This window comes from Teichococcus deserti (assembly GCF_001982615.1).
Lineage (GTDB): Bacteria > Pseudomonadota > Alphaproteobacteria > Acetobacterales > Acetobacteraceae > Pseudoroseomonas > Pseudoroseomonas deserti.
In genome coordinates, this window is sequence record NZ_MLCO01000001.1 from 1 (window position 1) to 21,609 (window position 21,609).

The following is a 21,609-nucleotide window of genomic DNA, read 5'->3' on the forward strand; positions in this document are numbered from 1 at the left end:
CTGCGGGCCTTCGCCTCCGCCGGCGTCGCGCTGGATCCGCCGTGCGAGGCGAAGCGGGTCTCCGCCATGCTGGGGCTGGTGGCGGCGGGGCAGGGGGCGGCGCTGCTGCCGGCGACCGCGGCCCAGCAGCGCTGCGAGGGCGTCCGGCTGGCCCGCATCGCCGACGGCGCCCGGCTGCCGCGGCTGGCCATGGCGCTGGCGGTGCCGCGCCGGCGGCTGGACGCGCCGATGCAGCGGCTGCTGGCGCTGCTGCCGGCTGGCTAGAGCGTGATCGCTTGCGGTGGACGCAGCGAAAAGCCGGACTCCCGCACTCCAGCCTGCCGCGAAGATGAAGGGCGCGTCCGGCATCCCGGCGACATCACCGACCATGGCGCGGTAGCGGTCGTCGGCGGCGGCGCGCGGCCTCGGGGTCGGCGGCCGGGGAGTCGAGCCCGATCCGGCTGTGATAGCTGCTGCACAGCTGGTGATGCAGACCCGGTGCCCGGCCCTCCTGCACCGCGGCGAGCTCGGCAACGCGGGTGCGCAGCCGGGCCGGCTCGTCGCGCCACAGCAGGATCTGCCCTGGACCCGGATCGGCTCGGGGAGGACGTCCCAATCGGCCGGCGCCGCGCGTTCCCAGTCCGGCAGCAGGTTGCGCGCGGTGCGGAACAGGTAGCTCCCGGCACCGGCCACCGGGTCCGGCGCCGTGGTCGCCAGCCGCAGCGAGGGCTCCTGCGCCAGCTCCTCGGCGGCGGCCGGGCTGCCGAGGCGCTTCAGCAGGAAGCGGGTCAGCGCCTTGCGCCGGTCGAGGAAGGCGGCGAGCAGCTTGTTGCGGTCGCCGCTCATGCGCGGGCGGATCTCCGGGGCCAGGGTGGCGATGCCGGCAGCCCTTGGCCTGGATGATAATCCTTCGCGAACGCTCGACAAAACTCGGCAGGCTTTGCATCCTATGTTGTCCCGCCGCGCCTGGGACCTGCCCTAGACTGCCGCGACGGTTCCCGGCGGGCCGGGAGAAGGGGCGAGGGTGGCGAAATTCGAGCTCGGCACGGCCGAGGGCGCGGCTCTGGAAGTCTGGGTCTCCAACGCCCAGCCGCTGACCGTCGGGCTGTGGTTCGCCCAGGCTCGCATCTACGACGCCGAGACGGCCCGGACGCTGCAGGTGCTGCGCGGCGAGGGCACCTCGGCCGAGGCCGCCCGCAAGGAGGCGCTGGCCCTGGCCTGGCGCGCCGCCGGCAAGGCCGATTAGCCGACGCCGGGCCCTGACGGCGGCCGCAGCAGGCCCTGCCACGCCGGGCCGCCAAATCAGCAGAATCTGCCCGCCTGCGTCGTTGGATTGGCAGCCGCGCCAGTCCATCCTGCCCGCAAGATGATCGTGAACGGGGCCAACCCGTCGATCAGGGAGTGCAGTGCCAGCCGCCGCGGAAAGCGGAGCGTCGTGGCTGCGTGGGTCACGGCGTGCGCTGGCTTGAGCGCAAGGGGGACCCGAGCATGAACGACCATTCCACGGACAGGATCTTGGCGGCGCCGGCCTTGCGCCGCCGCGCTCTGCTGGCGCTGGGCGCCGGCGCCGGGCTGGCCGCCGCGGCGCCCGGCTTTGCGCCGTCGGCCAAGGCGCAGCCGGCACAAGGCATGCGCAAGGGGCAGGTGGTGGTCGGCCTCAGCCAGGAGCCCACCGCCTTCAACCCGCTGATGCCCGGCATCGAGGTCGACGAGACGATCTGGATGAACGTCTTCGACACGCTCTGGTACCCGATGCCCGATGGCAGCCTGGTGCCCAGCCTCGCCACCGAGGTGCCGAGCACCGGCAACGGCGGGATCTCGGCCGACGGGCTGCGCTGGCGGGTGAAGCTGCGGCCGGGCGTCACCTGGCATGACGGCACCGCCTTCACCGCCGAGGACGTGAAGTACACGCTGGAGCTGATCGTGGCGCCGGGCTTCAAGTCGCGCACGCGGCTGGGCCATGCGCTGGTGCGCGACATCGAGGTGCTCGGGCCGCATGAGATCGCCTGGCGGATGGAGAGCGCCTTCGCGCCCTACCTGGCCTTCCTGTCCAACACCTATATCGTGCCGAAGCACCTGCTGGCCGCGGCCTCCGACCCGAACACCGCGCCCTTCAACGGCGCCCCGGTCGGCACCGGCGCCTTCCGCTGGGACCGCCGCGTGCCCGGCGACCATATCCAGCTGGCCGCCAACGAGAAGTATTTCGGGAAAGGCCCGTTCCTGGAGCGGGCCATCCTGAAATACGTCCCCGACATGACGGCGCTCTATGCGCAGTTCCGCACCGGCCAGGTCGACGCCATCATCGGCACCGGCATCCCGGCCAATTTCGTGGCCGAGGCGGAGAAGCTGCCGGGCAAGCGGATCTCCAAGGTCTCCAGCGGCTCGCTGGAGGTGCTGATGCCCAATCTCGGCCAGCCGGCGCTGTCGGACAAGGCGGTGCGCCAGGCGCTCTATGCCGGCATCAACAAGAAGGGCATCATCGACGTCATCTTCTACGGCCTGCACAAGCCGACCGAGAGCTTCGCGCCGCAGGAAAGCTGGGTCTACAACGCCGACCTGCCGGCGCACCGCTTCGACCTGGCCGCGGCCAACGCCATGCTGGACAAGGCCGGCTGGGCGCGCGGCGCGAACGGCCTGCGCGCCAAGGACGGCGTGCCGCTGGCCTTCGACATCTCGACCACCACCGGCAACGCGCTGCGCGAGCAGAGCCAGCAGCTGCTGCTGCAGGACTGGTCGAAGATGGGCGTCGCCGCCAAGGTCAACAACATGCCGGCGGCGGTGATCTGGGGCGAGTTCTATGTCCGCTCCAAGTTCCAGACCCTGCTGGTCGGCACCGGCTTCCGCAGCGGCATCGACCCGGATCCCTCGAACCGCTTCGCCAGCAACGCCATTCCGGTGAAGGGCGGGTCGGGCGGCAACTACATGCAATGGGAGAATGCCGAGGCCGACCGCATCATGGTCGAGGCCCAGGCAACCTTCGACACCGCGCGGCGCAAGGCGCTGTATCTGCGCCTGCAGGAGATCGTGCGGGACGAGCTGCCGATCCTGCCGATCTACCAATACGTCACCGCCGAGGGCACCAAGTCCAACCTGATGGGCTATGCGCCCAACATCAACGCCCGCCAGAACACCTGGAACATGCGCGAGTGGTACTGGGCGTGACGCCGTTCCCGATGACCCGCCTCCGCGAGGAGGCGGGCGCATGAGCGGCTATGTGGTGCGGCGGCTGGGGCAATCCCTGGTGCTGCTGCTGATGGTCTCGATGATCGGCTTCGCCATCCTGCACCTGGCGCCGGGCGGGCCGCTGTCGCAATTCGCCGCCGGCGGCGACATGACCCAGGAAGACCTGGACCGCATCGCGAAGGAGCTCGGCCTCGACCGGCCGCTGCCGGTGCAATATGTCGAATGGCTGTGGCGCATGCTGCAGGGCGACTGGGGGCGGTCCTATCGCGACCAGCAGCCGGTGCTGCAGATCATCGGCTCGCATATCGGCGCGACGCTGGAGCTGATGCTGACCTCCACCCTGGTCGCCATGATGATCGGCGCCTGGGTCGGGATCCTCGGCGCCATCCGCCGCTATTCGATCTTCGATTCCCTGGCCACCATCGGCGCCATGGTGGCGCTGTCGATCCCGACCTTCTGGTTCGGCCTGGTCGTCATCTATGTCTTCTCGGTCGGGCTGGAATGGCTGCCGGCCGGCAACCGCTACACCATCGGCGATGAATCCTTGCTGGACCGGCTGCACCACCTGATCGGGCCCTGCATGGTCCTCGCCCTGGTCAGCACCGCGGTCTGGAGCCGCTACATGCGCAGCTCCATGCTCGACGTGATCAACCAGGACTATATCCGCACCGCGCGCTCGAAAGGCCTGCCGGAGCGGCGCATCCTGCTGAACCACGCCGTGCGCAACGCGCTGCTGCCGATGATCACCATCACCGGCCTGCATCTGCCGGCGCTGCTGTCGGGCGCGCTGGTCACCGAGACGGTCTTCACCTGGCCAGGGATGGGGCGGCTGTTCCTCGACAGCATCAGCTACCGCGACTATCCGGTGGTCATGGGCATCCTGGTCTTCACCTCGGTGATGGTGCTGGCCGGCAGCCTGATCGCCGACCTTTTGTACAGTGTCGCCGATCCGCGCATGGGGGCGCCGGGCTGATGAGCACCTCTGCCTCCCCTGTTGCCGCGGCGCAGGTGATCCGGCCGCGCGGGCCCAGCGCCTTCCGCCGCTTCGCCCGGCACCGGCTGGCCGCCCTCAGCCTGGTGCTGATCCTGTCGCTGACGCTGGCCTGCATCATCGTCCCGCCGCTGCTGCCTTTCTCGGACACCGAGATCGACATCATGCAGCGCTTCGCCGGCCCCTTCACCGGGCCGCATCTGCTGGGCACCGACCCGCTGGGCCGCGACACCCTGGCCCGGCTGCTGATGGCCGGCCGCATTTCCCTGTCCGTCGGCTTCTCGGCGATGGCCATCAGCATGGTGATCGGCATCGCCGTCGGGCTCTATGCCGGCTTCTATGGCGGCCGCATCGGCGCCATCCTGATGCGCTTCGTCGACGCCATGCTGTGCTTTCCCTCGATCTTCCTGCTGCTGGCCATCTCGGCCTTCCTGCAGCCCTCGGTGGGGTCGATCATCATGCTGATCGCGGCCACCTCCTGGATGGAGGTGGCGCGCCTGGTCGAGGCGCAGATCCGCGCGCTGCGCGCCCGCGACTTCGCCGTCGCCGCCCGCGCCATCGGCGCCAACGACCGCCGCGTCATGTTCCGCGAGCTGCTGCCCAATGCCGTGGCGCCGATCGTCGTCGCCGCGACGCTGAACGTGGCCCATGCCATCCTGGCCGAAAGCTACATCAGCTTCCTGGGATACGGCATCCAGCCGCCGACGCCGAGCTGGGGCAACATGCTCGAAAACGCTCAAAGCTATCTGACCAGCGCGCCCTGGCTGGCCATCATCCCCGGCGCCGCGATCACGCTCGCGGTCACCGGCTTCAACTTCATCGGCGACGGGCTGCGCGACGCGCTGGACCCGCGGCAGGAGGCGCGGTGATGGAAGACGGCACCGTCCTCGACGTCCGCAATTTTTCGGTCAATTTCGGCATCCTGCCCGCCGTGCGCGACGTCTCCTTCACCCTGAGGCCGGGCGAGACCCTGGCGCTGGTCGGCGAAAGCGGCTCCGGCAAGAGCGTCACCAGCCTGGGCATCCTGAAGCTGACCCCGCCGGTGCCCTTCTGCCGCATCGAGGGCCAGGCGCTGCTGCGCACCCGGAAGGGCGCGGTGGTCGACCTGGTGCAGGCCTCGGCCGAGGAGATGCGCGGGCTTCGCGGCCGCGAGGCGGCGATGATCTTCCAGGAGCCGATGACCTCGCTGAACCCGGTGCATCCGGTCGGCGCCCAGGTCGGCGAGGCGCTGCGCTTCCACCAGGGCCTGTCGAAGCGTGCCGCCCTGGCCCAGGCGGCGGAGCTGCTCGACCTGGTCGGCATCCCGGATGCCCGGCGGCGCCTCGGCGCCTTCCCGCACGAGCTCTCGGGCGGCATGCGGCAGCGGGTGATGATCGCGCTGGCCCTGGCCTGCGAGCCGGTGCTGCTGATCGCCGACGAGCCGACCACGGCGCTCGACGTCACCATCCAGGCGCAGATCCTGGAGCTGCTGCAGCGGCTGCAGCAGAAGACCCGGATGGCCGTGCTGTTCATCACCCACAATCTGGGCGTCGTCGCCGAGATCGCCGACCGGGTGATGGTCATGTATGCCGGCCGCGTCGTCGAGCAGGCGCCGGTGCGCCGTCTCTTCCACGCGCCGCTGATGCCCTATACCCGCGGGTTGCTGCGCTCCGTCCCGCGCCCGGATTTCTCCGGCGCCGAGCAGCCGCCGCTGGAGGCCATTCCCGGCAGCGTGCCCGACCCGCTGGCGCCGCCCCCCGGCTGCAGTTTTTCTCCCAGATGCGGGCATTTTTCCCCAGGGCTCTGCGACAGCGTGGCACCTCCGCTGACCCACGCCGAGCCCGGGCACCTGGTCCGCTGCGCCCGCTGGGCCGATGTCGCGGGAGCCGCCTGATGTCCGATTCTTTGCTCGCTGTCCGCGACCTGCGGAAGTATTTCCCCGGGCCCCGCCAGGGGATACTCGGAAAGCACGCCACGCTGAAGGCGGTGGACGGCGTCTCCTTCGACCTGGCCCGCGGCGAGGTGCTGAGCCTGGTCGGCGAAAGCGGCTCCGGCAAGAGCACCGTGGGCCGCACCGTGCTGCGGCTCGACAAGCCGACCGATGGCAGTATCCGTTTCGACGGGCAGGAGCTGGCCGGGCTCGACGACCGCGGCTTGCGCCCCTTCCGCCGCCGCATGCAGCTGGTCTTCCAGGACCCCTATTCCTCGCTGAACCCGAAGATGCGGGTGGAGGACATCGTCGGCGCGCCGCTGGAGATCCACGAGCCCTCGCTGTCGCGCGACGCCCGCCGCCAGAAAGTCGAAGACATGCTCGGCCTGGTCGGGCTGCTGCCCAGCCATGCCGAGCGCTATCCGCACCAGTTCAGCGGCGGCCAGCGGCAGCGCCTCGGCATCGCCCGCGCGCTGATCACCCATCCGGAGCTGGTGGTGGCGGACGAGCCGGTCTCCGCCCTCGACGTCTCGGTGCAGGCGCAGGTGGTGACGCTGATGCTGGCGCTCCGCCGCCAGCTGGGCCTGACCATCCTGTTCATCAGCCATGACCTGGCGGTGGTGGGCTATCTGTCGGACCGGGTGGCGGTGATGTATCTCGGCCGGCTGGTGGAGCTGGCGCCGACCCGGGCGCTGTTCACGTCGCCGCGCCACCCCTATACCGAGGCGCTGCTCTCGGCCATGCCGGTGCCCGACCCGGATGCGCCGCGCCGCCGCATCACGCTGGCCGGCGACATGCCCAGCCCGCTCGACCCGCCCTCCGGCTGCGCCTTCCGCAGCCGCTGCCGCTATGCCGAGGCGGCCTGCGCCGCGACCCGCCCGGAGCTGCGCGAGGTCGCTCCGGGGCATTTCAAGGCCTGTCTGCGGGACGATCTTTCGCTTATTGCCCCCTCCATGGGGGTGGCCGCATGATCGGACGACTGACAGAAATCTGGCGCTATCCGGTGAGCTCGCTGGGCGGCGAGCGGCTGGAGGCGGCGGAATTGCTGGCCGAGGGGCTGGCGCATGACCGCAGCCACGGGCTGTTCGACGCGCGCAGCGACGAGATTTCCTATCCCAGCAAGGGCAAGCGCTGGCGCACGGTGCCGATGGCCTCCTCACGCTGGTCGGAGACGGCCGGGCTTGAGGTTTCCGCGGATGGCGTTTCGTTCGGTTCGCCGGAGACGCAGTCGACGGCCCTGGAAGGCATCCTGGGCTTTCCGCCGGCGATCCGCGAATACGCCGATGAAGGGCCGCAGCCGCGCTACTGGCGGGCGCCGCTGCATCTGCTGACCAATGCCGACATCGCGCGGCTGCGGGCGCTGCTGCCGGATGCGGTGCTCGACCTGCGCCGCTTCCGGCCGAACCTGATGGTCGAGCTGGACGATGCCAGCGCCGCCATGCCGCAGGATGCCTGGCTGGGCCGCGAGATCCGCCTGGGCGAGGTGGTGCTGCGCGCCACCATCCCCTGCGTCCGCTGCGGCTTCACCAGCATGGAGCAGCCCGGCCTGCCGATGGACCCCCGCGTGCTGCAGCACCTGGTGCAGGATTTCGGCCGCAACTTCGGCATCTATTGCGAGGTGGTGGTGCCGGGGCGGCTGCAGGTCGGCGACGCCCTGGCGCTGGGCGCGCCGGTGGCGGAGACGGTGTCCTAGGCCGGCCCGGCCATCTTCTGCACCACCAGCTGCAGCGCTGCGCGGGCCGCGGGGTCGAGGCGGCGATAGGCGCGCAGCAGCGCCTCCTCGTCGCCGGCCAGCAGGCCGAGGGTCGCCTGGTCGTCCTGCAGCAGCTCGGCCGGGGGCGCGGCATCCGGGTCCAGCCCGACCAGATAGGCGACCGAGGTGCCGAGTTCCTCGGCCAGCCGGACCAGCTTCGGCCCGCGCGGCGCCGGCGCCTTGCCCGCCCGAAGCTTCTCCAGCAGGTCGGGCGCCAGGCCGGCGCGCCTGAAGGCCTCCTCGGCGGTCAGGTCGAGGCGGTCCAGCCGGCTGTCGATGCGCGCGACCAGGGGGGATGTGGCGATCTCCATCCCCCTGCCATAGCGCATGCCGGCCGCCGCGTCAGGATCGCCGCGTCCGGATCGCCGCGTCAGGGCGCCTCGTCAGGGCGCCTCGTCAGGGCGCCTCGTCCAGGGCGGGCGTCGCCTCCGCCCCGGGGTTCTCCCCCGGTTCGTCGCGCCCAGCTCCATGCGGGCCAGTTTCGTCGGACAGGCTGCGCAGCATCTCCGGCACCGAAGCCGCCGGCTGCGGCCGGCTGAACAGGAAGCCTTGCGCCTCGCGGCAGCCCCGCTGCGACAGGGTCTGCAGCTGGTTCTCGGTCTCCACGCCTTCGGCGGTGGTGACCATGTCCAGCCCGGCGCAGAGGTCGGTCACCGCCTGGACGATGGCGTCGCTCTGCCGCGACAGGCCCAGCTCGCTGGTGAAGGAGCGGTCGATCTTCACCTTGTCGAAGGGGAAGCGCTGCAGGTAGCTCAGCGAGGAATAGCCGGTGCCGAAATCATCCATGGCGATGCGCAGGCCCAGCGCTTTCAGCCGGTGCAGGGTCTGCAGCGTGGCCTGGCTGTCCTGCAGCATCACCGTCTCGGTGATCTCCAGCTCCAGCCGCGTCGGGTCCAGGCCGGAATCCCGCAACGCCGCCTCCACCACCTCGACCAGCCCGCGGCTGGCGAATTGCGCCGGCGACAGGTTCACCGCCACCCGCGGCGCGCCGGGCCAGCCGGCGGCATCGGCGCAGGCGCGGGCCAGCACCCATTCGCCGATCGGCACGATCAGCCCGATCTCCTCGGCCAGCGGGATGAAGGCGTCGGGCGGCACCAGCCCGCGCTCCGGATGGCGCCAGCGCAGCAGCGCCTCCAGCCCGGTCACGTGGCGCGAGGCGACGTCGACGATCGGCTGGTAGTAGAGCTCGAACTCGCCCAGCAGCAGGGCCCGGCGCAGCTCGATCTCCAGCGCGCGGCGCAGCTGCATGGCGGCGTCCATCGCCGGCTCGAAGAAGCGCCAGCGGCCGCGGCCCTCGGACTTGGCGCGGTACAGCGCCATGTCGGCGCCCTTCAGCAGCATGTCGGCCTCCAGCCCGTCCTGCGGCGCCATGGCGACGCCGATGCTGGTGCCGACCACCACCTGGTGGCCGTTCAGCTCGAAGGGGCGGCAGATGGTCTCGACCAGGCGGCCGGCCAGGGTGATGGCGTCCTGCGGCTGCTCGATGCTGCTCTGGATCACGGCGAACTCGTCGCCGCCAAGGCGCGCCAGGGTGTCGGTGTCGCGCAGCTCGTCGCGCAGCCGGCCGGCCACGGCGCAGAGCAGCGCATCGCCGATCGGATGGCCCAGCGTGTCATTGACCTCCTTGAAACGGTCGAGGTCGAGGCAGAGCACGGCGAAGCCCTGGCCGCGCCGGGCATGCGCCAGCGCCTGCTCCAGCCGGTCGCGGAACAGCAGCCGGTTGGGCAGGCCGGTCAGCGGGTCGTGCCGGGCGATATGGGCGATGCGCGCCTCGGCCTCGTGCCGGGCGGTGACGTCGATCAGCACGCCCAGGCAATGCCGCGGCCGGCCGTCGGGATGGTATTCCAGCCGGGCGCGGGCCTCGACATGGCGCAGCCCCCCATCCTCGCGCCGCACCCGCCAGGCGCCGCCCGAGCTGCCGGCGCCGGCGGCCACGTCCTCGGCCAGCCGCGCCTCCCAGGCGGCGCGATCCTCCTCGACCAGGCCGCCGAACCAGGTGGCGGCGGGGACCGGGGCCCCGTCCACCGGGTGGCCCTGCAGCCGCCGCGCCACCCCGCCGGCCTGCAGCGTGCCGCTGGCGAAGTCGTGGCGGAAATGGCCGATTTCGGCCGCCTCCAGGCAGAGCCGCAGCAGCGCCGCCGCCTCGCGCCCGGCGGTGATGTCCTCCAGCGTGCCGACCCACTCCTGCAGCACGCCGTCCTCGTCCTGCAGCGGCACCAGGCGGATGCGCAGCCAGCGGCCCTCGGCGCCGGCATGGCCGTCGATCCAGGCCTCGGCATCGAGCGGCGCCACGGCCTGGCGCGCCGCGGCCCAGGCGGCCTGCAGCGTGGCCGGGTCGGCCGGGCCCAGCGCGGCGATCCAGGGCGCGCCTGCGGGCGCCTCCAGCCCGTGGCCCTCCAGCACCAGCCCTTCGGCATCGGTGCGCCAGATGGCGCTGCCGGCGGCCTCGACGATGGCGCGGTGGCGCCGCTCGCTGGCGGCCAGCGCCGCGGCGGTGGTCTCGCGCGCCGCCATCTCGCGCTGCAGCCCGGCATTGGCCAGCCGCATCTGCAAGGGCGAGGGCAGCGTCAGGATGCGCGGCAGCAGCAGCCAGAGCGCCAGGGTGGTGGCGACCGAGACCGCCGCCGTCGCCGCCTTCACCAGCGCCTGAAGGCCATAGGCCGGCAGCCAGAGCGTCGCCAGCTCGATCCAGTGGCCGGCGCCGCAGAGCAGGATGAAGGCGGCGAACATCCAGAGCACGGGCGCATAGACCAGGTCCGGCCGCCGCCGCACCACCTGCATCAGCACGACGGGAATGGCGAAATAGGACAGGCCGACCAGGCTGTCGGCGATGATATGGGTCCAGACCAGCCCGGGCTGCCACAGCAGGCAGAAGCCGTGCGGCGTCAGCCCCTGCGGATCGACCAGCCATTCCAGGAAACGGTCCATGCGGCATCCCCGAGGCGCGCGCGACGGCGCGGGCGCGATGGGCGGCGCCCCGTTCTTGCATGAACCGCCCTGGGGAAGCCGCCATCGAAGCAGCGTGGCGGAAAAGGCTTACGCTTCCGTGAAGTCTGGCGGCGGGGAAGTCACGCTGCATGCCGGGGCCCCTCAGAGCGCAGCGGCACGCCCGCGCGCGGCGAGACCAGGAAGCCGACCCGCTTCGGCCGTGGATCGCCCGGGGCGAGCGCGGTGACGCGGCAGCGCGCCAGCAGCACGCCCAGCAGCATGCCCAGCAGCAGCTTCAGCTCGGACAGCGAGAACCGCGCGCCGGGGCCCATCCGCTGGCCGCCGCCGAAGGGGAAGTACTCCCAGGGGGCGAAGCGGGATTCCAGGAAGCGCTCCGGGCGGAAGCGGTCGGGCTCGGGATAGAGCTCCGGGTCGTGGTGCAGGATGGCGGCGCTGGCGGCCACCGTCAGGCCGGCCGGGATCTCCCAGCCGCCCAGCTGCATGGGCTTGGCCAGCACCCGGTTGACATCGGTCACCGCCGGCCAGAGCCGCAGCACCTCGCGCACCACGGCGTCCAGATAGGGCAGGCCAGCCACCGCCAGCGGGTCGGGATCGGGGCCGAGCGGCGCCAGCTCATCGAGCAGCCGGGCCAGGCCATCGGGCCCACTGTGCAGCCAGTGCAGCGCCCAGCACGGCGGGACCACCGAGGTCTCGTGACCGGCAATCGCCGTGGTGATCAGGTTGTCGACCAGCGGGGCCTCGCTCATGGCGCTGCCATCCTCGTGCCGCGCCGCGACCAGCCGGCCCAGCACGTCGCCGCGCGCCGCCCCCTCGGCCCGGGCGCGGGCGACCGCCTGGCGCAGCATGTCCTCCAGCTATCCCGGCGCGGTCGCGAAACGGCGGAAGGGCGGCAGCCCCTCCTGCTGGTGATGGTGCTGGCGCTGGTCTTCATCGACCTGGTGCTCTCGGCGCAGTTCGAAAGCTTCCGCGACCCGGTGATCGTGCTGTCGGTGGTGCCGGTCGCCATCGTCGACGCCGGGCTCGGGCTGATCGCGGTGGGCGGCTCGCTGAACGCCTACAGCTTCATCGGCCTGGTGACGCTGGTCGGCCTGGTGGCCAAGAACGGCATCCTGATCACCGAATTCGCCAACCAGCTGCGTGACGAAGGCCGGACCATCGAGGAAGCCGTGGCCGAGGCCGCCGCCACCCGCCTGCGCCCGCTCCCGCGAAGACCTCGGCGCGGTGATGGTGGGGGGAATGGGGCTCGGCCTCGCTCGGGCTGCGCCTCGATGCCGAGGGTGAGGGTGGTCATGCCCGTCTCCTGCCGTGTGCCAAAGGACGGCTAGAGCCGCCGCAGCGCCAGCGCCAGCCAGTGCCCCGGCAGCGGCTGCCACTGCGCGACGCGCCAGGCCGCGACTGCGCCCGTCTCCGGCGGCGCGAAGAGCAGCCGCGGCGGGCCGAGCGCGAAGGCGAAGCGCTCCAGCCCCAGCCCGATGCCATGCCCGGTCGCCTTCACGAAGCTTTCCTTCAGTGTCCAGATCTGCAGGAAGGCGGAGGGCTGCTCGGCCGCGGGCAGGGTGCGCAGCATCGCGGCCTCCTCGGGGGCGAAGAAGCGGTCGGCCAGGCCCGGGGTCAGCGCCGGACGCGACAGCGCCTCGACATCCAGCCCGACATCGTCGGTCGCGGCCACGGCGCAGGCCACCAGGCTGCGGCAATGCGACAGGGAAAAACGCAGCCATGGGTGTCCCTCCACCTCGGGCTTGCCGGCGGCGCCGGTGGCGAAGCACCAGTCCTGCGGCGGCCGGCCGCCATGGTCGGACAACATCTGCCGCTTCAGCGCATGGGCGGCGACATAGGCGCGGCGATCCGCCTCGAAATGGAAGCGCGCGGCGCGGGCCTGCTCCTCCGGCGACAGCAGCGCCTGCCAGCGGGCCAGCGTCGCGGCATCGGCCGTGTCGGGCCGCAGCCAGCCCAGCCGGACCTCGCCGCGGCTCAGCATGGCCGCGAGGCCTCTTGACGGGCGCGGCTTTCCGATAGCCGGGGCACGACGGCGCGGGGCGGGGTGACGGCCATGGGGGCGACTATCATGGCGGCGGGCGCGACGGCAATTCCGCCGGGCGCCGCCCGCACCGTCACGCTTTCGCCGGCCAGGGCTCGCAAGACGACCAGATGGGCCGCGAGCTCCATGCGCAGGACGCCGTCTTCCGCGCCAGCCTGGCGCGTTGCGACCAGGCCGCCGGCCCGGTCGAGGGCCGCCGCCTGAGCCAGATCATCGATGGCCGCCCGATGGCCGAAAGCGCTGGCTTCGACCGGCAGATCGAGAGCGCGCCGGCGCTGCTGGCCATCGTCTGGAGCCTGGCGCAGAGCCTCTTCGCCCGCGGCATCCGCCCCGACCTGCTGCTGGGCTACAGCCTGGGCGAGACCATCGCCGCCACCGTCGCCGGCGTGCTCACCCTGGAAGACGCCTTCTCCCTGATTGTCGAGAATGCGCGCAGCTTCGAGGCGCTGCTGGCCCCGGCGGCGATGCTGGCGGTGCTGGCGCCGGCTTCGCGCGTCATGGCGCTGCCCGCCGTCGCCGCGGCAGATGCCGAGCTCGCCGCCGTCAACAGCCCGCAGCATTGCGTCCTCACCCTGCCGCAGGCGGGGCTGGCCGGTCTGACGGCGGCGCTGGGAGCCGAGGGCCTCGTCATCGCGGCGCTGCCGGTGCGCTGCGGCTTCCACGCCTCGCTGCTCGACCCGGCGGAGGGCGCGGTGCGCGCGGCCCGATCCGCTTCGAGGCAACGATCCGCGCGCTGGCTGGCGAAGGCCGGCCGCTGCCCTTCGTCGAGGCCGGCCCCACCAGCACGCTTGTCGCCTTCGCCCGCCAGGTGCTGGGCGCGCAGGCCCTGGCGCTGCCGGCGATCAACCAGTTCGGCCATGACCTGCGCAGCGTGGCCCTCACCCAGCCGGCGCTCTATGCGGTGGAGGCGCCGGGCCAGCTGGCGCGGGTCGAGGACAGCGGCCGCGCCCCGGATTTCGTCGCTGGCCACAGCCTGGGCGGATATGCCGCGCTGTTCGCCGCCGAGGCCTTCGACTTCGCCACCGGCCTCCGCCTGGTTCAGAAGCGCGGCGGGCTGATGGGCGCGGTCAGCGGCGGCGGCATGATGGCGGCGCTCGGCCTGCCGCTGGAGCGGCTGCGCGATCTTCTGGCAACCGACCCGGCCCTGTCCGCCGTCGACCTGAGCCCGACCCGGAGTTCCGCGAGATCGGCCCCGGCCACGTGCTGACGAAATGGCTGGCCGACATCCGCAAGGCGCCGGTGCCGGCGAACATCGCGCGGCGGTTCCGAGCGCCAGAGCGAGGGTCTGGGCCCTGGTGCCCCGCCTGCGCGACGGCGGCTGAGACGGCTTGCCACGCTGCCCGGCGGCTGCGCAGATGGCGGGCACCACCGGTCCCGAGGAGCCCGCCATGAAGCTGCCGCCCTTGCCCTTCACCGCCGTCCACTGGGACGCCCTGCCGGCCACCGAGCACAAGGGCGAGACCGGCATGGCGCTGTGGCGCACGCTGAACAACGGCGACGTGCGCATGCGCGTGGTGGAATATTCCCCCGGCTATCTGGCCGACCACTGGTGCGACCGCGGCCATGTCATCTACGTCATCGAGGGCGAGCTGCAGACCGAGCTGAAGGACGGCCGCACCTTCACCTTCGCGGCCGGCCATGGCTACACCGTGTCGGATTTCGGCGATCCGGCGCATCGTTCCTCCACGGTCACCGGCGCCAAGCTGTTCATCGTCGACTGAGCCAGCCTCAGCCGCTGCGCTTCGACCGCCCGACCAGCTGGGTCGGATTGACGAAGCGCAGCGCGATCAGCAGCCAGACCAGCGTCACGCTCATGTAGATCACCGCCATGGCGTCGATCGACTGCACCGCCCGCACGCCCGAGGCGAAGACGGCGTAGTAGAGCGCCACCACCAGCGTCTGGCTGGTCGGGCCGGCGGTCAGGAAGGTCAGCTCGAACATGGCGATGGTGCGCACCAGCACCAGCAGCAGCGCCGCCATGACTCCCGGTGCCAGCAGCGGCAGCAGCACATGCAGGAACAGACGCCCGGTGCCGGCGCCGAAGACGCGGGCGGCGGCCTCGACGCGCGGGTCGATCTGCTCGATGAAGGGGATCATCACCAGCACGACGAAGGGGATGCTGGGCACCAGATTGGCCAGGATGACGCCGGCCATGCTGCCGCCCAGCCCGCTCTGGTACAGCACCGTCGCCAGCGGGATGCCGTAGGTCACCGGCGGCACCAGCATGGGCAGCAGCAGCAGCAGCATGGCCAGCCGCTTGCCCGGGAAGTCGCGCCGCGCCAGGGCATAGGCCGCCGGAACGCCGAAGACGGCCGAGAGCACCACCACCGCCAGCACCACCTGGAAGGTGGTGAGCAGCACGTCGCCCAGCTGGAACTCGCTCCAGGCGGCGGCATACCAGCGCAGCGTCCAGTCGGCCGGCAGCCAGCTGCGCAGCCAGCGCGTCCCGAAGGAGCTGACGACGACGGTCGCGATCAGCGCCAGCAGGTTGACGACGAAGAAGCCGACCAGGGTCCAGAGCGCCGTGGCCCAGAGCCGGTCGACGAAGCGATGGCGGATCTGCATCGGCTCAGCCCTTCGCGCCGCCGGCGGGGCCGCGATAGAGCAGCCCGCGCAGCCCCAGCGCCATGCCGACCACGGCAAGCTGCGTCGCCCCCATGATCAGCGCGACGGTCGAGGCCATGGCATAGTCGTATTCCTCGAAGGCGGCCTGATACGCGGCGATCGAGATGACCCGCGTCGTCCGGCTGGGATCGCCCACCAGCACCGCGGATGGCAGCACCGAATAGGCCTGCACGAAGGACAGGCAGAAGGTGATGGCCAGGCCCGGCAGCAGCAGCGGCAGCAGCACGTGGCGGAAACGGCGCGACGGCCCGGCGCCGAGCGTCGCGCCCGCCTGCTCCAGCGCCGGATCGATGCCGGTGACATAGGAGAGGGTCAGCAGGAAGGTGAAGGGGAAGCCGGTGATCAGCAGCGACAGGAAGACGCCGGTATAGCTCTGCACCAGCTTCACCGGCGCGCCGATCAGGCCGAGCAGCATCAGCGTGCGGCTGAACCAGCCCTGCGGCCCGAAATAGTTCAGCATGCCTTCCGAGACCAGCACGGTGCCCAGCGTGATCGGCAGCACCAGCACGGTGATCAGCAGCCGCTGCCGCCGCAGATGCCGCACGCGCAGCGCGATGGGCAGCGCCAGCAGCAGGTTCAGCAGCGTCACCGGCAGCGCCAGCCGCATCGTCACCCAGACAGTGTCGCGGAAGAAGGGATCGCCGAAGAAGCGCGCGTAGTTGCCGAGCAGCGACCCGTCCTTCGGCCTGAACGACAGGAACAGCCCGTAGAGGAATGGATAGACGAAGAGCAGCACCAGCAGCGCCACCGCCGGCAGCACCAGCAGCGTGACGCCGTCGATGCCGCGCGCCGCCAGCCTGCCGCGCACGGTCACGGCTGCATCTCCGGATAGGCCAGCACGCGGCGCGGATCGGCGCCGAGGCAGAGCGTCTCGCCCAGGGCCGGGCGCTCGGCCGCGCGGAAATGCAGCGCGTCGCCGCGGGCGCTGCGCGCCAGGCCGTGGAATTCGCGGCCGATGAACTCGACGGCTTCCACCTGGGCGCGCAGATGCGGCGTGCCCTCGGCCACCGGCTGCAGGTCGTCGGGGCGCAGCGCCAGGGTCGCGGTCTCGCCTGCGATCGGCGCCGCCTCGATGCCCTGCAGCTGGCCGATGCCGAGATCGAGCGTCAGCACATCGCCGTCGCGCGCGAGGATGCGGGCGGCGAGCCGCGTGCGATAGCCCATGAACTCGGCGACATCGAGATGCGCCGGGCGCGCGTAGAGCTCTTCCGGCGCGCCCACCTGGCGAATGCGGCCGTCACGCAGCACGACGATGCGGTCGGCCAGCGACAGCGCCTCTTCCTGGTCATGCGTGACATAGATGGTGGTGGTGCCGAGCTGGTTGTGGATGCGGCGGATCTCCTGCCGCATCTCGATGCGCAGCTTGGCGTCGAGGTTCGAGAGCGGCTCGTCCATCAGCACCAGCGGCGGCTCGACCACGACGGCGCGGGCGATGGCGACGCGCTGCTGCTGGCCGCCCGACATCTGCCCCGGCAATTTCTCCGACTGCGATTCCAGCCGGACCATGGCGATGGCGGCGTCCACCCGGCGCTCGAGCTCGGGCTTCGGCACGCCGCGCATGCGCAGGCCGAAGCCGATGTTGCGCCGCGCCGTCAGATGCGGGAACAGCGCATAGTTCTGGAAGACCATGCCGAAGCCGCGCTCTTCCGGGCGCAGCGTGTCGATGCGGCGCTCGTCCAGCCAGATGCTGCCGCCGGTCAGCGGCAGGAGGCCGGCGATGCAGTTCAGCGCGGTGGACTTGCCGCAGCCCGAGGGGCCGAGGAGGGCGATGAACTCGCCGCGCTGGATCGTCAGGTCGAGGCCCTTCAGCGCGTTCAGCGCGCCGAAATCGCGTTGCAGCCCGTCGAGCCGCAGCGCGTGGAAGGCCGGGCCGGGAGCTGCGCCCATCAGCGCCGCGCGCCGACAAGCTGGTCCCAGCGCCGGAAGGCCAGCACCATCTGGTCCGGCTTCAGCGGCAGCTCGATCGGGTTGTTGGCGATGAGCTCGGCATACTCCGGGCGGCCGAACTCGGCGATCACCTCCTGGCTGCGCTTCGGCGCCATGCTGACGGGGACGCCGCGCACCGCGGGGCCCGGGTAGAGATAGCCTTCGTCATAGGAATAGGCCTGCATCTCCGGCTTCAGCGCGAAGGCCATCATGTCCAGCACGACGGCCATGCGCGGATCGGGAATGCCCTTGGGCACGCACATGAAGAAGGCGTCGGAGACCCAGTGGAAGCCCTTGATCGTGGCGACCTTGGCTTCCTTCGGCACGATGCCCAGCGCGCGCGGATTGATGTCCCAGCCCGTCGTGGTGATGATGATGTCGCGCGAGCCCTCGCCGAACTCCTTCATCGTCACGCCGGTGCCGGCCGGATAGGAGTCGATGAATTTCCCCAGCTCCTGCAGGTAGGACCAGGTCTTGTCCCAGCCATTGACCGGATCCATCGGATCCTTGTCGCCCAGGATATAGGGCAGGCCCATCATGAAGGTGCGGCCAGGGCCGGAATTGCTCGGCCGCGCATACATGAAGCGGCCGGGATGGGAGCGCGCCCAGGCCAGCAGATCCTCGGCGGTCTGCGGCACCTGCGGCACGCGATCGGGCATGTATTCCAGCAGCGGGCCAGAAGGGTAGTAGTTCATCACCACGCCGAAGCCGGCGCCCTGGGCGCGGTGCAGGTTCAGCGCGGCGGGCTCGTAATTCTCCTCGATCTTCGGGAACTTGTCGTCGAAGTCGGGAAGGATCCTGCGCCAGAGGTCGAGGCTGAGGCCGGCGGCCAGCCCGTCGCTGCCTGTCAGCACCAGGTCGATATCGGCGCGGCCGGCATCCTGCTGCGCCTTGATCTTGCCGGCCAGCTCCGGCGCCGGCGCCTTGACGAAGGTGACGCGCGAGACCAGGCGCGGATTGGCGGCGCGGTAATCCTCGAAGGCCTTCTGCATCAGCGCCAGCGCGCCGCCGACATCCATGATGGTGATGGCGGCGGGGCTCTGGGGCAGCGGCGGCGACGCGGCGCGGGCCGGGAGGGCGAGCCCGCCGGCGGCGACCGCGGCGAGGCCGCCGATCACCCGGCGGCGTGGCAGAGGCAGAGCAATGCGGTCATGCGACATCGTCATTCTCCAGGTTCGGGGCGGGATAGGCGCGTTCGATCGGGCCAAGACGCAGGCTGCGAAGATGCAGGCCCTCGTCCCAGCGGAGTTGTGTGGCGGGCAGGGTGATGCCGCGCGCCGCCAGCGCCGGGCGCAGCAGAGCCACCGGCCGGGCGGAGCCCATGGCCAGCGCCGTCGCCGCATCGGCGAGGCCCCAGCGCAGCAGGTTGCGCAGCGCGGTGTCGAGGCAAAGGCCCGAGCCCGCCAGCGACAGCTGCCCGGGCAGCCGTACCGCGCCGGCGGCGTCGCGCTCCACCCGCATGCCGGCGAAGTCGTAGAGCCCGGCCGGCGCGGCGGCGGCGGCGACGGCGTCGGTGACCAGGATGGCGCGCTCGCCGGCGGCGCGCAGCAGCACCTTCAGCGCCTGCGGCGGCAGGTGGATGCCGTCGGCGATCAGGCTCACCGCCAAGCGATCCTCGGCCAGCTGGGCGAAGATCGGATTGGCCAGCTTCGGCAGGTCCTGCGGCAGCCCGTTGCCGAGATGCGTGGCCAGCGTCGCGCCAGCATCCGCGGCGGCCCGGATGGCGGCGAAATCGGCGGCGCTATGGCCGATGGCGACCAGCTTGCCCGCCGCGCGGGCCCGCCGGATGAAGACTTCGGCGCCCGGCAGCTCGGCGGCGATCGTGACCAGCAGGATCGGGCGCTTCAGCCCGGCCTCCAGGCTTTCGACCAGCGCATAGTCCGGCGGCTGCATCACCGCCGGCGGATGGCAGCCGTGATAGCCCGGCGCCGGATTGAGGAAGGGACCTTCGAGATGATAGCCGGGGCACATCAGCGCGCCCAGCGGGCTTGCCTCGAGGGCCGCGTCGAGCGCCTCGAAACGCTCCTGCAGGGCCCTGGCGTCGGCGGTGATGATGGTCGGCAGCAGGCTGGTGACGCCGGTCGCCAGCAGCGCCTCCAGCGCGCCGGTCATGGCGGCGGCCGTCAGTGCCGCGCCGGCGTTGAAGTCGACGCCGGCGAAGCCGTTGACCTGCAGGTCGACCAGCCCTTCCGAGATCACGCGCCCGCCGTCCTGGTCAGGAGCGAGGCCGAGTCGGGATCAAGAAAGATCGTGGTGTCGGCATGGTTCTGCAGGATCGAGGCCGGGTGCAGCGGCGTCACCGGCCCTTCCAGCGCGTCGCGCACCGCCGCCGCCTTGCGCCGGTCCGGCGTGGTCAGGATGATTTTCCCGGCGCGCAGGATCTGTCGCACGCTCATCGAGATGGCTTGGCGTGGCACGGCCTGCAGCGTCGGGAACCAGCCTTCGCCCAGCTGCTGTCGGCGGCAGGCCTCGTCCAGCGTCACCAGGATGAAGGGCTCCTCGGTTTCGAAATCTGCCGGCGGGTCGTTGAAGGCGAGATGGCAGTTCTCGCCAATGCCGGCGAAGCAGAGGTCGACGCGCCGGCCCCGCAGCAGGGCGCTCAGGCGCTGCGCCTCGGTGGCCGGATCCGCGGCATCGCCCACGACCGGGTGGAAAACCGGCGCATCGCGCAGCGGCGCCAGGAAGCGCTGCCGCAGATAGCCCCGGAAGCTGGCGGGATGGCTGTCCGGCAGGCCGACATATTCGTCGAGATGGAAGGCGGTGACCCGGCGCCAGTCGATGCCGGGCGCCGCGGTCAGCGCTTCCAGCATGGCGAACTGGCTCGCCCCGGTCGCGACCACGATGCAGGCCTCGCCATGCTCAGCCAGGACATCGCGCAGCGCGGCCGCGCCAAGCTCGGCCGAGGCCAGGCCGAGCGCCGCGGCGTCGGGGCATATCCGGACATCGATCATCTTCTTGGACGTTCCGATCGAGACAGGGTTTCACAAGACCGGTTAGGATCAGGCCAGGGAATCAGATCCGTTGCAATTGAATTCTGAAATCGCATGTTCATAATTATGCCGAGACTGCCGAAGGGTCGCCAATGATCCTCGCCTTGCCCGACGAAGCCCGTTTCGAGGAGCCCGCCGCGCGCGACCGCGCCCGTGTCCTGTCGGCGCTGGCCGGCGGAAGGCTGAGCTCGCGGCCGGAGATGGTGGAGCAGCTCGGGCTGCGCTCCACCACCGCCTCCCGCTGCGTGGCCGAGCTGCTGCAGCGCCGCCTCGTGCTGGAGGCGTCCGGCGAAAAGCTCGGCCGCGGCAGGCCGGCGGCGCGGCTGATGCTGAACCCAAGGCGGCTTGGCGTCGCGGTGATCCATGTGGTGAGCCGCGCCTTTGTCGGCATGCTGCTCGACCTCGGCGGCCAGGCGATCGCGCGCGAGGTGTTGCCGGTTCCGGCGGAGGCCGACAACAAGGCGCTTGGCACGGCGCTGGCGGCGCTGGCCGGGCGACTGAAGGCCACGGCGCCGCGCGGCATGGCGCATGCGGGGACGGTGGTCTGCATTTCCGGCGTGGTCGATGTCGGGCAGCGGCGCTGGCTGGTCTCCTCGCGCTGGCCACGCATGCGGCATCTCGACATTGCGGCCGCGGTCGATCCGGTGGCCGGGCCGGTGCAGGTGGTGCGCCAGCTGGATGCCGAGCTGCGCGCCCAGGCGCTGGCCGACCCGGACGCCTATGCCGAGGGCGCTGTGCTGCTGCATTGGGGCTGGGGGATCGGCATGGGCTATGCCGTGGCGGGCGAGCCTTTCGGCGCCGCCGGCGGCCCTTTCGGGGAGATCGGCCATTGGCGCGTCGCCGCCGGCAAGCGCTGCGGCTGCGGCGGCGAAGGCTGCCTCGAGACCGTCGCCGCGCTGTGGTCGCTGCTGCCGCTGCTGCGGCGCCGCTGGCCGGAGCTCGCCGATGATGAGGACCGGCTGCTGGAGCAGCTGCGCCATCTCGACCTGGTGGCCGTGCCGGCGATGCGGGCCGCCGCGGCGGAGGTGGCGCGCGCGCTGGCCAATCTCTGCCGCATCCTGTTTCCCGCCCGGGTGATGATCAGCAGTCCGCTGATGGGCAATGCTCGGTTCTGGGCGGAGTTCGAGGCGTTGTTCCGCGCCGAAGGTCTGATGGAGGAAATGCCGCCGCCGCCGCTGCACCACGCGCCGCCCAGCGCCGGGCGCGGCATGATGGGCGCCGCGGGGCCGCTGCTCGGCCGCGCCCTGGAAGAGCTGCTGCGCTGAT

The 21,609-nt window shown here is 71.5% G+C and carries 22 protein-coding genes and 2 pseudogenes; 13 read left to right on the forward strand and 11 right to left on the reverse strand.

Features of this window, described 5'->3' with window-relative positions; all coding sequences use genetic code 11:
* On the forward strand, positions 1 to 264 hold a 264-nt coding region (locus BKE38_RS00005; protein WP_242662114.1), incomplete at its 5' end, for a LysR substrate-binding domain-containing protein.
* A 366-nt stretch (positions 265 to 630) separates the two neighbouring features.
* On the opposite strand, the pseudogene BKE38_RS33745 reads toward BKE38_RS00005, so the two are convergent.
* Positions 631 to 825 (reverse strand): annotated as a pseudogene (locus tag BKE38_RS33745) (sigma factor); the annotation flags it as partial.
* Between the two features lie 178 nt (positions 826 to 1,003).
* Here BKE38_RS33745 and BKE38_RS00015 point away from each other — a divergent pair.
* From BKE38_RS00015 to BKE38_RS00045, 7 genes are all read left to right on the forward strand, one after another.
* Complete coding sequence (locus BKE38_RS00015) at positions 1,004 to 1,225, forward strand: hypothetical protein (protein ID WP_076955328.1); 222 nt, start codon at positions 1,004 to 1,006, stop codon at positions 1,223 to 1,225.
* Between the two features lie 242 nt (positions 1,226 to 1,467).
* A complete protein-coding gene (locus tag BKE38_RS00020) occupies positions 1,468 to 3,141 on the forward strand; it encodes a peptide ABC transporter substrate-binding protein (RefSeq protein WP_076955329.1) in 1,674 nt (557 codons plus the stop codon).
* Positions 3,142 to 3,181: 40 nt separating this feature from the next.
* The gene (locus tag BKE38_RS00025) at positions 3,182 to 4,135 is read left to right on the forward strand and encodes an ABC transporter permease (RefSeq protein WP_076955330.1); all 954 of its coding nucleotides are present in this window, start codon (positions 3,182 to 3,184) and stop codon (positions 4,133 to 4,135) included.
* Positions 4,135 to 5,022: an ABC transporter permease gene (locus BKE38_RS00030; RefSeq protein WP_076955331.1), complete on the forward strand. Its 888-nt coding sequence runs from the start codon at positions 4,135 to 4,137 to the stop codon at positions 5,020 to 5,022. Before BKE38_RS00025 ends, BKE38_RS00030 begins: the two co-directional genes overlap by 1 nt.
* On the forward strand, positions 5,022 to 6,026 hold the full coding sequence (locus BKE38_RS00035) for an ABC transporter ATP-binding protein (RefSeq protein ID WP_076955332.1): 1,005 nt from the start codon (positions 5,022 to 5,024) through the stop codon (positions 6,024 to 6,026). The genes BKE38_RS00030 and BKE38_RS00035 overlap by 1 nt, the downstream gene beginning before the upstream one ends.
* Positions 6,026 to 7,033: an ABC transporter ATP-binding protein gene (locus BKE38_RS00040; RefSeq protein ID WP_076955333.1), complete on the forward strand. Its 1,008-nt coding sequence runs from the start codon at positions 6,026 to 6,028 to the stop codon at positions 7,031 to 7,033. Before BKE38_RS00035 ends, BKE38_RS00040 begins: the two co-directional genes overlap by 1 nt.
* Positions 7,030 to 7,755, forward strand: coding sequence for an MOSC domain-containing protein (locus BKE38_RS00045; RefSeq protein ID WP_083747185.1), 726 nt, complete (start codon positions 7,030 to 7,032; stop codon positions 7,753 to 7,755). Before BKE38_RS00040 ends, BKE38_RS00045 begins: the two co-directional genes overlap by 4 nt.
* Here BKE38_RS00045 and BKE38_RS00050 read toward each other — a convergent pair.
* The 3 genes from BKE38_RS00050 to BKE38_RS00060 all read right to left on the reverse strand — a co-directional run bounded on the left by BKE38_RS00050 (position 7,752) and on the right by BKE38_RS00060 (position 11,609).
* Positions 7,752 to 8,144, reverse strand: coding sequence for a helix-turn-helix domain-containing protein (locus BKE38_RS00050; protein WP_242662115.1), 393 nt, complete (start codon positions 8,142 to 8,144; stop codon positions 7,752 to 7,754). The two genes, BKE38_RS00045 and BKE38_RS00050, sit on opposite strands and share 4 nt — an antisense overlap.
* A gap of 67 nt (positions 8,145 to 8,211) precedes the next feature.
* Positions 8,212 to 10,743: a putative bifunctional diguanylate cyclase/phosphodiesterase gene (locus BKE38_RS00055; protein ID WP_076955336.1), complete on the reverse strand. Its 2,532-nt coding sequence runs from the start codon at positions 10,741 to 10,743 to the stop codon at positions 8,212 to 8,214.
* 140 nt (positions 10,744 to 10,883) lie between these two features.
* A complete protein-coding gene (locus BKE38_RS00060) occupies positions 10,884 to 11,609 on the reverse strand; it encodes a cytochrome P450 (RefSeq protein WP_076955337.1) in 726 nt (241 codons plus the stop codon).
* On the opposite strand from BKE38_RS00060, the gene BKE38_RS00065 reads away from it, so the two are divergent.
* Complete coding sequence (locus tag BKE38_RS00065; RefSeq protein ID WP_408887414.1) at positions 11,526 to 12,089, forward strand: efflux RND transporter permease subunit; 564 nt, start codon at positions 11,526 to 11,528, stop codon at positions 12,087 to 12,089. The two genes, BKE38_RS00060 and BKE38_RS00065, sit on opposite strands and share 84 nt — an antisense overlap.
* On the opposite strand, the gene BKE38_RS00070 is transcribed toward BKE38_RS00065, so the two are convergent.
* Entirely contained in the window at positions 12,086 to 12,742 is a 657-nt protein-coding gene (locus tag BKE38_RS00070; RefSeq protein WP_076955339.1) for a 4'-phosphopantetheinyl transferase family protein, read from the reverse strand. The two genes, BKE38_RS00065 and BKE38_RS00070, sit on opposite strands and share 4 nt — an antisense overlap.
* Positions 12,743 to 12,912: 170 nt before the next feature.
* Here BKE38_RS00070 and BKE38_RS33750 point away from each other — a divergent pair.
* The 3 genes and pseudogenes from BKE38_RS33750 to BKE38_RS00085 form a co-directional block, all read left to right on the forward strand.
* Positions 12,913 to 12,993, forward strand: a pseudogene (locus BKE38_RS33750) (hypothetical protein); the annotation flags it as partial.
* 617 nt (positions 12,994 to 13,610) lie between these two features.
* Positions 13,611 to 14,009 (forward strand): acyltransferase domain-containing protein, encoded by a 399-nt coding sequence (locus tag BKE38_RS00080; RefSeq protein WP_076955341.1) that lies wholly within the window; start codon positions 13,611 to 13,613, stop codon positions 14,007 to 14,009.
* Positions 14,010 to 14,157: 148 nt separating this feature from the next.
* On the forward strand, positions 14,158 to 14,523 hold the full coding sequence (locus BKE38_RS00085; RefSeq protein WP_420014284.1) for a DHCW motif cupin fold protein: 366 nt from the start codon (positions 14,158 to 14,160) through the stop codon (positions 14,521 to 14,523).
* Positions 14,524 to 14,530: 7 nt separating this feature from the next.
* On the opposite strand, the gene BKE38_RS00090 is transcribed toward BKE38_RS00085, so the two are convergent.
* From BKE38_RS00090 to BKE38_RS00115, 6 genes are read right to left on the reverse strand one after another with little or no spacing between them, the layout of a single operon-like run.
* Positions 14,531 to 15,367 carry an ABC transporter permease gene (locus BKE38_RS00090; protein ID WP_076955343.1) on the reverse strand — a complete coding sequence of 279 codons (837 nt, stop codon included), beginning with the start codon at positions 15,365 to 15,367 and terminating at the stop codon, positions 14,531 to 14,533.
* A 4-nt stretch (positions 15,368 to 15,371) separates the two neighbouring features.
* Positions 15,372 to 16,241: an ABC transporter permease gene (locus BKE38_RS00095; RefSeq protein WP_076955344.1), complete on the reverse strand. Its 870-nt coding sequence runs from the start codon at positions 16,239 to 16,241 to the stop codon at positions 15,372 to 15,374.
* Positions 16,238 to 17,314 (reverse strand): ABC transporter ATP-binding protein, encoded by a 1,077-nt coding sequence (locus BKE38_RS00100; RefSeq protein ID WP_076955345.1) that lies wholly within the window; start codon positions 17,312 to 17,314, stop codon positions 16,238 to 16,240. Before BKE38_RS00100 ends, BKE38_RS00095 begins: the two co-directional genes overlap by 4 nt.
* Positions 17,314 to 18,513, reverse strand: coding sequence for an extracellular solute-binding protein (locus BKE38_RS00105; RefSeq protein ID WP_083747186.1), 1,200 nt, complete (start codon positions 18,511 to 18,513; stop codon positions 17,314 to 17,316). The genes BKE38_RS00100 and BKE38_RS00105 overlap by 1 nt, the downstream gene beginning before the upstream one ends.
* Positions 18,503 to 19,552, reverse strand: a complete 1,050-nt coding sequence (locus BKE38_RS00110; RefSeq protein WP_076955346.1) for an N-acetylglucosamine-6-phosphate deacetylase — start codon at positions 19,550 to 19,552, stop codon at positions 18,503 to 18,505. The genes BKE38_RS00105 and BKE38_RS00110 overlap by 11 nt, the downstream gene beginning before the upstream one ends.
* The gene (locus BKE38_RS00115) at positions 19,549 to 20,304 is read right to left on the reverse strand and encodes a glucosamine-6-phosphate deaminase (RefSeq protein WP_076955347.1); all 756 of its coding nucleotides are present in this window, start codon (positions 20,302 to 20,304) and stop codon (positions 19,549 to 19,551) included. Before BKE38_RS00115 ends, BKE38_RS00110 begins: the two co-directional genes overlap by 4 nt.
* A gap of 143 nt (positions 20,305 to 20,447) precedes the next feature.
* On the opposite strand from BKE38_RS00115, the gene BKE38_RS00120 reads away from it, so the two are divergent.
* Complete coding sequence (locus BKE38_RS00120) at positions 20,448 to 21,608, forward strand: ROK family protein (RefSeq protein WP_165694080.1); 1,161 nt, start codon at positions 20,448 to 20,450, stop codon at positions 21,606 to 21,608.
* The last annotated feature ends 1 nt before the right edge of the window (position 21,609 follow it).

Bases quoted from the DNA above. Each gene is read 5' to 3' on its own strand.
- BKE38_RS00020 (WP_076955329.1), top strand. From the start codon at position 1,468: ATGAACGACCATTCCACGGACAGGATCTTGGCGGCGCCGGCCTTGCGC.
- BKE38_RS00025 (WP_076955330.1), top strand. From the start codon at position 3,182: ATGAGCGGCTATGTGGTGCGGCGGCTGGGGCAATCCCTGGTGCTGCTG.
- BKE38_RS00030 (WP_076955331.1), top strand. From the start codon at position 4,135: ATGAGCACCTCTGCCTCCCCTGTTGCCGCGGCGCAGGTGATCCGGCCG.
- BKE38_RS00035 (WP_076955332.1), top strand. From the start codon at position 5,022: ATGGAAGACGGCACCGTCCTCGACGTCCGCAATTTTTCGGTCAATTTC.
- BKE38_RS00040 (WP_076955333.1), top strand. From the start codon at position 6,026: ATGTCCGATTCTTTGCTCGCTGTCCGCGACCTGCGGAAGTATTTCCCC.
- BKE38_RS00045 (WP_083747185.1), top strand. From the start codon at position 7,030: ATGATCGGACGACTGACAGAAATCTGGCGCTATCCGGTGAGCTCGCTG.
- BKE38_RS00050 (WP_242662115.1), bottom strand. From the start codon at position 8,144: ATGCGCTATGGCAGGGGGATGGAGATCGCCACATCCCCCCTGGTCGCG.
- BKE38_RS00055 (WP_076955336.1), bottom strand. From the start codon at position 10,743: ATGGACCGTTTCCTGGAATGGCTGGTCGATCCGCAGGGGCTGACGCCG.
- BKE38_RS00060 (WP_076955337.1), bottom strand. From the start codon at position 11,609: ATGCTGCGCCAGGCGGTCGCCCGCGCCCGGGCCGAGGGGGCGGCGCGC.
- BKE38_RS00070 (WP_076955339.1), bottom strand. From the start codon at position 12,742: ATGCTGAGCCGCGGCGAGGTCCGGCTGGGCTGGCTGCGGCCCGACACG.
- BKE38_RS00085 (WP_420014284.1), top strand. From the start codon at position 14,158: ATGGCGGGCACCACCGGTCCCGAGGAGCCCGCCATGAAGCTGCCGCCC.
- BKE38_RS00090 (WP_076955343.1), bottom strand. From the start codon at position 15,367: ATGCAGATCCGCCATCGCTTCGTCGACCGGCTCTGGGCCACGGCGCTC.
- BKE38_RS00100 (WP_076955345.1), bottom strand. From the start codon at position 17,314: ATGGGCGCAGCTCCCGGCCCGGCCTTCCACGCGCTGCGGCTCGACGGG.
- BKE38_RS00105 (WP_083747186.1), bottom strand. From the start codon at position 18,513: ATGTCGCATGACCGCATTGCTCTGCCTCTGCCACGCCGCCGGGTGATC.
- BKE38_RS00115 (WP_076955347.1), bottom strand. From the start codon at position 20,304: ATGATCGATGTCCGGATATGCCCCGACGCCGCGGCGCTCGGCCTGGCC.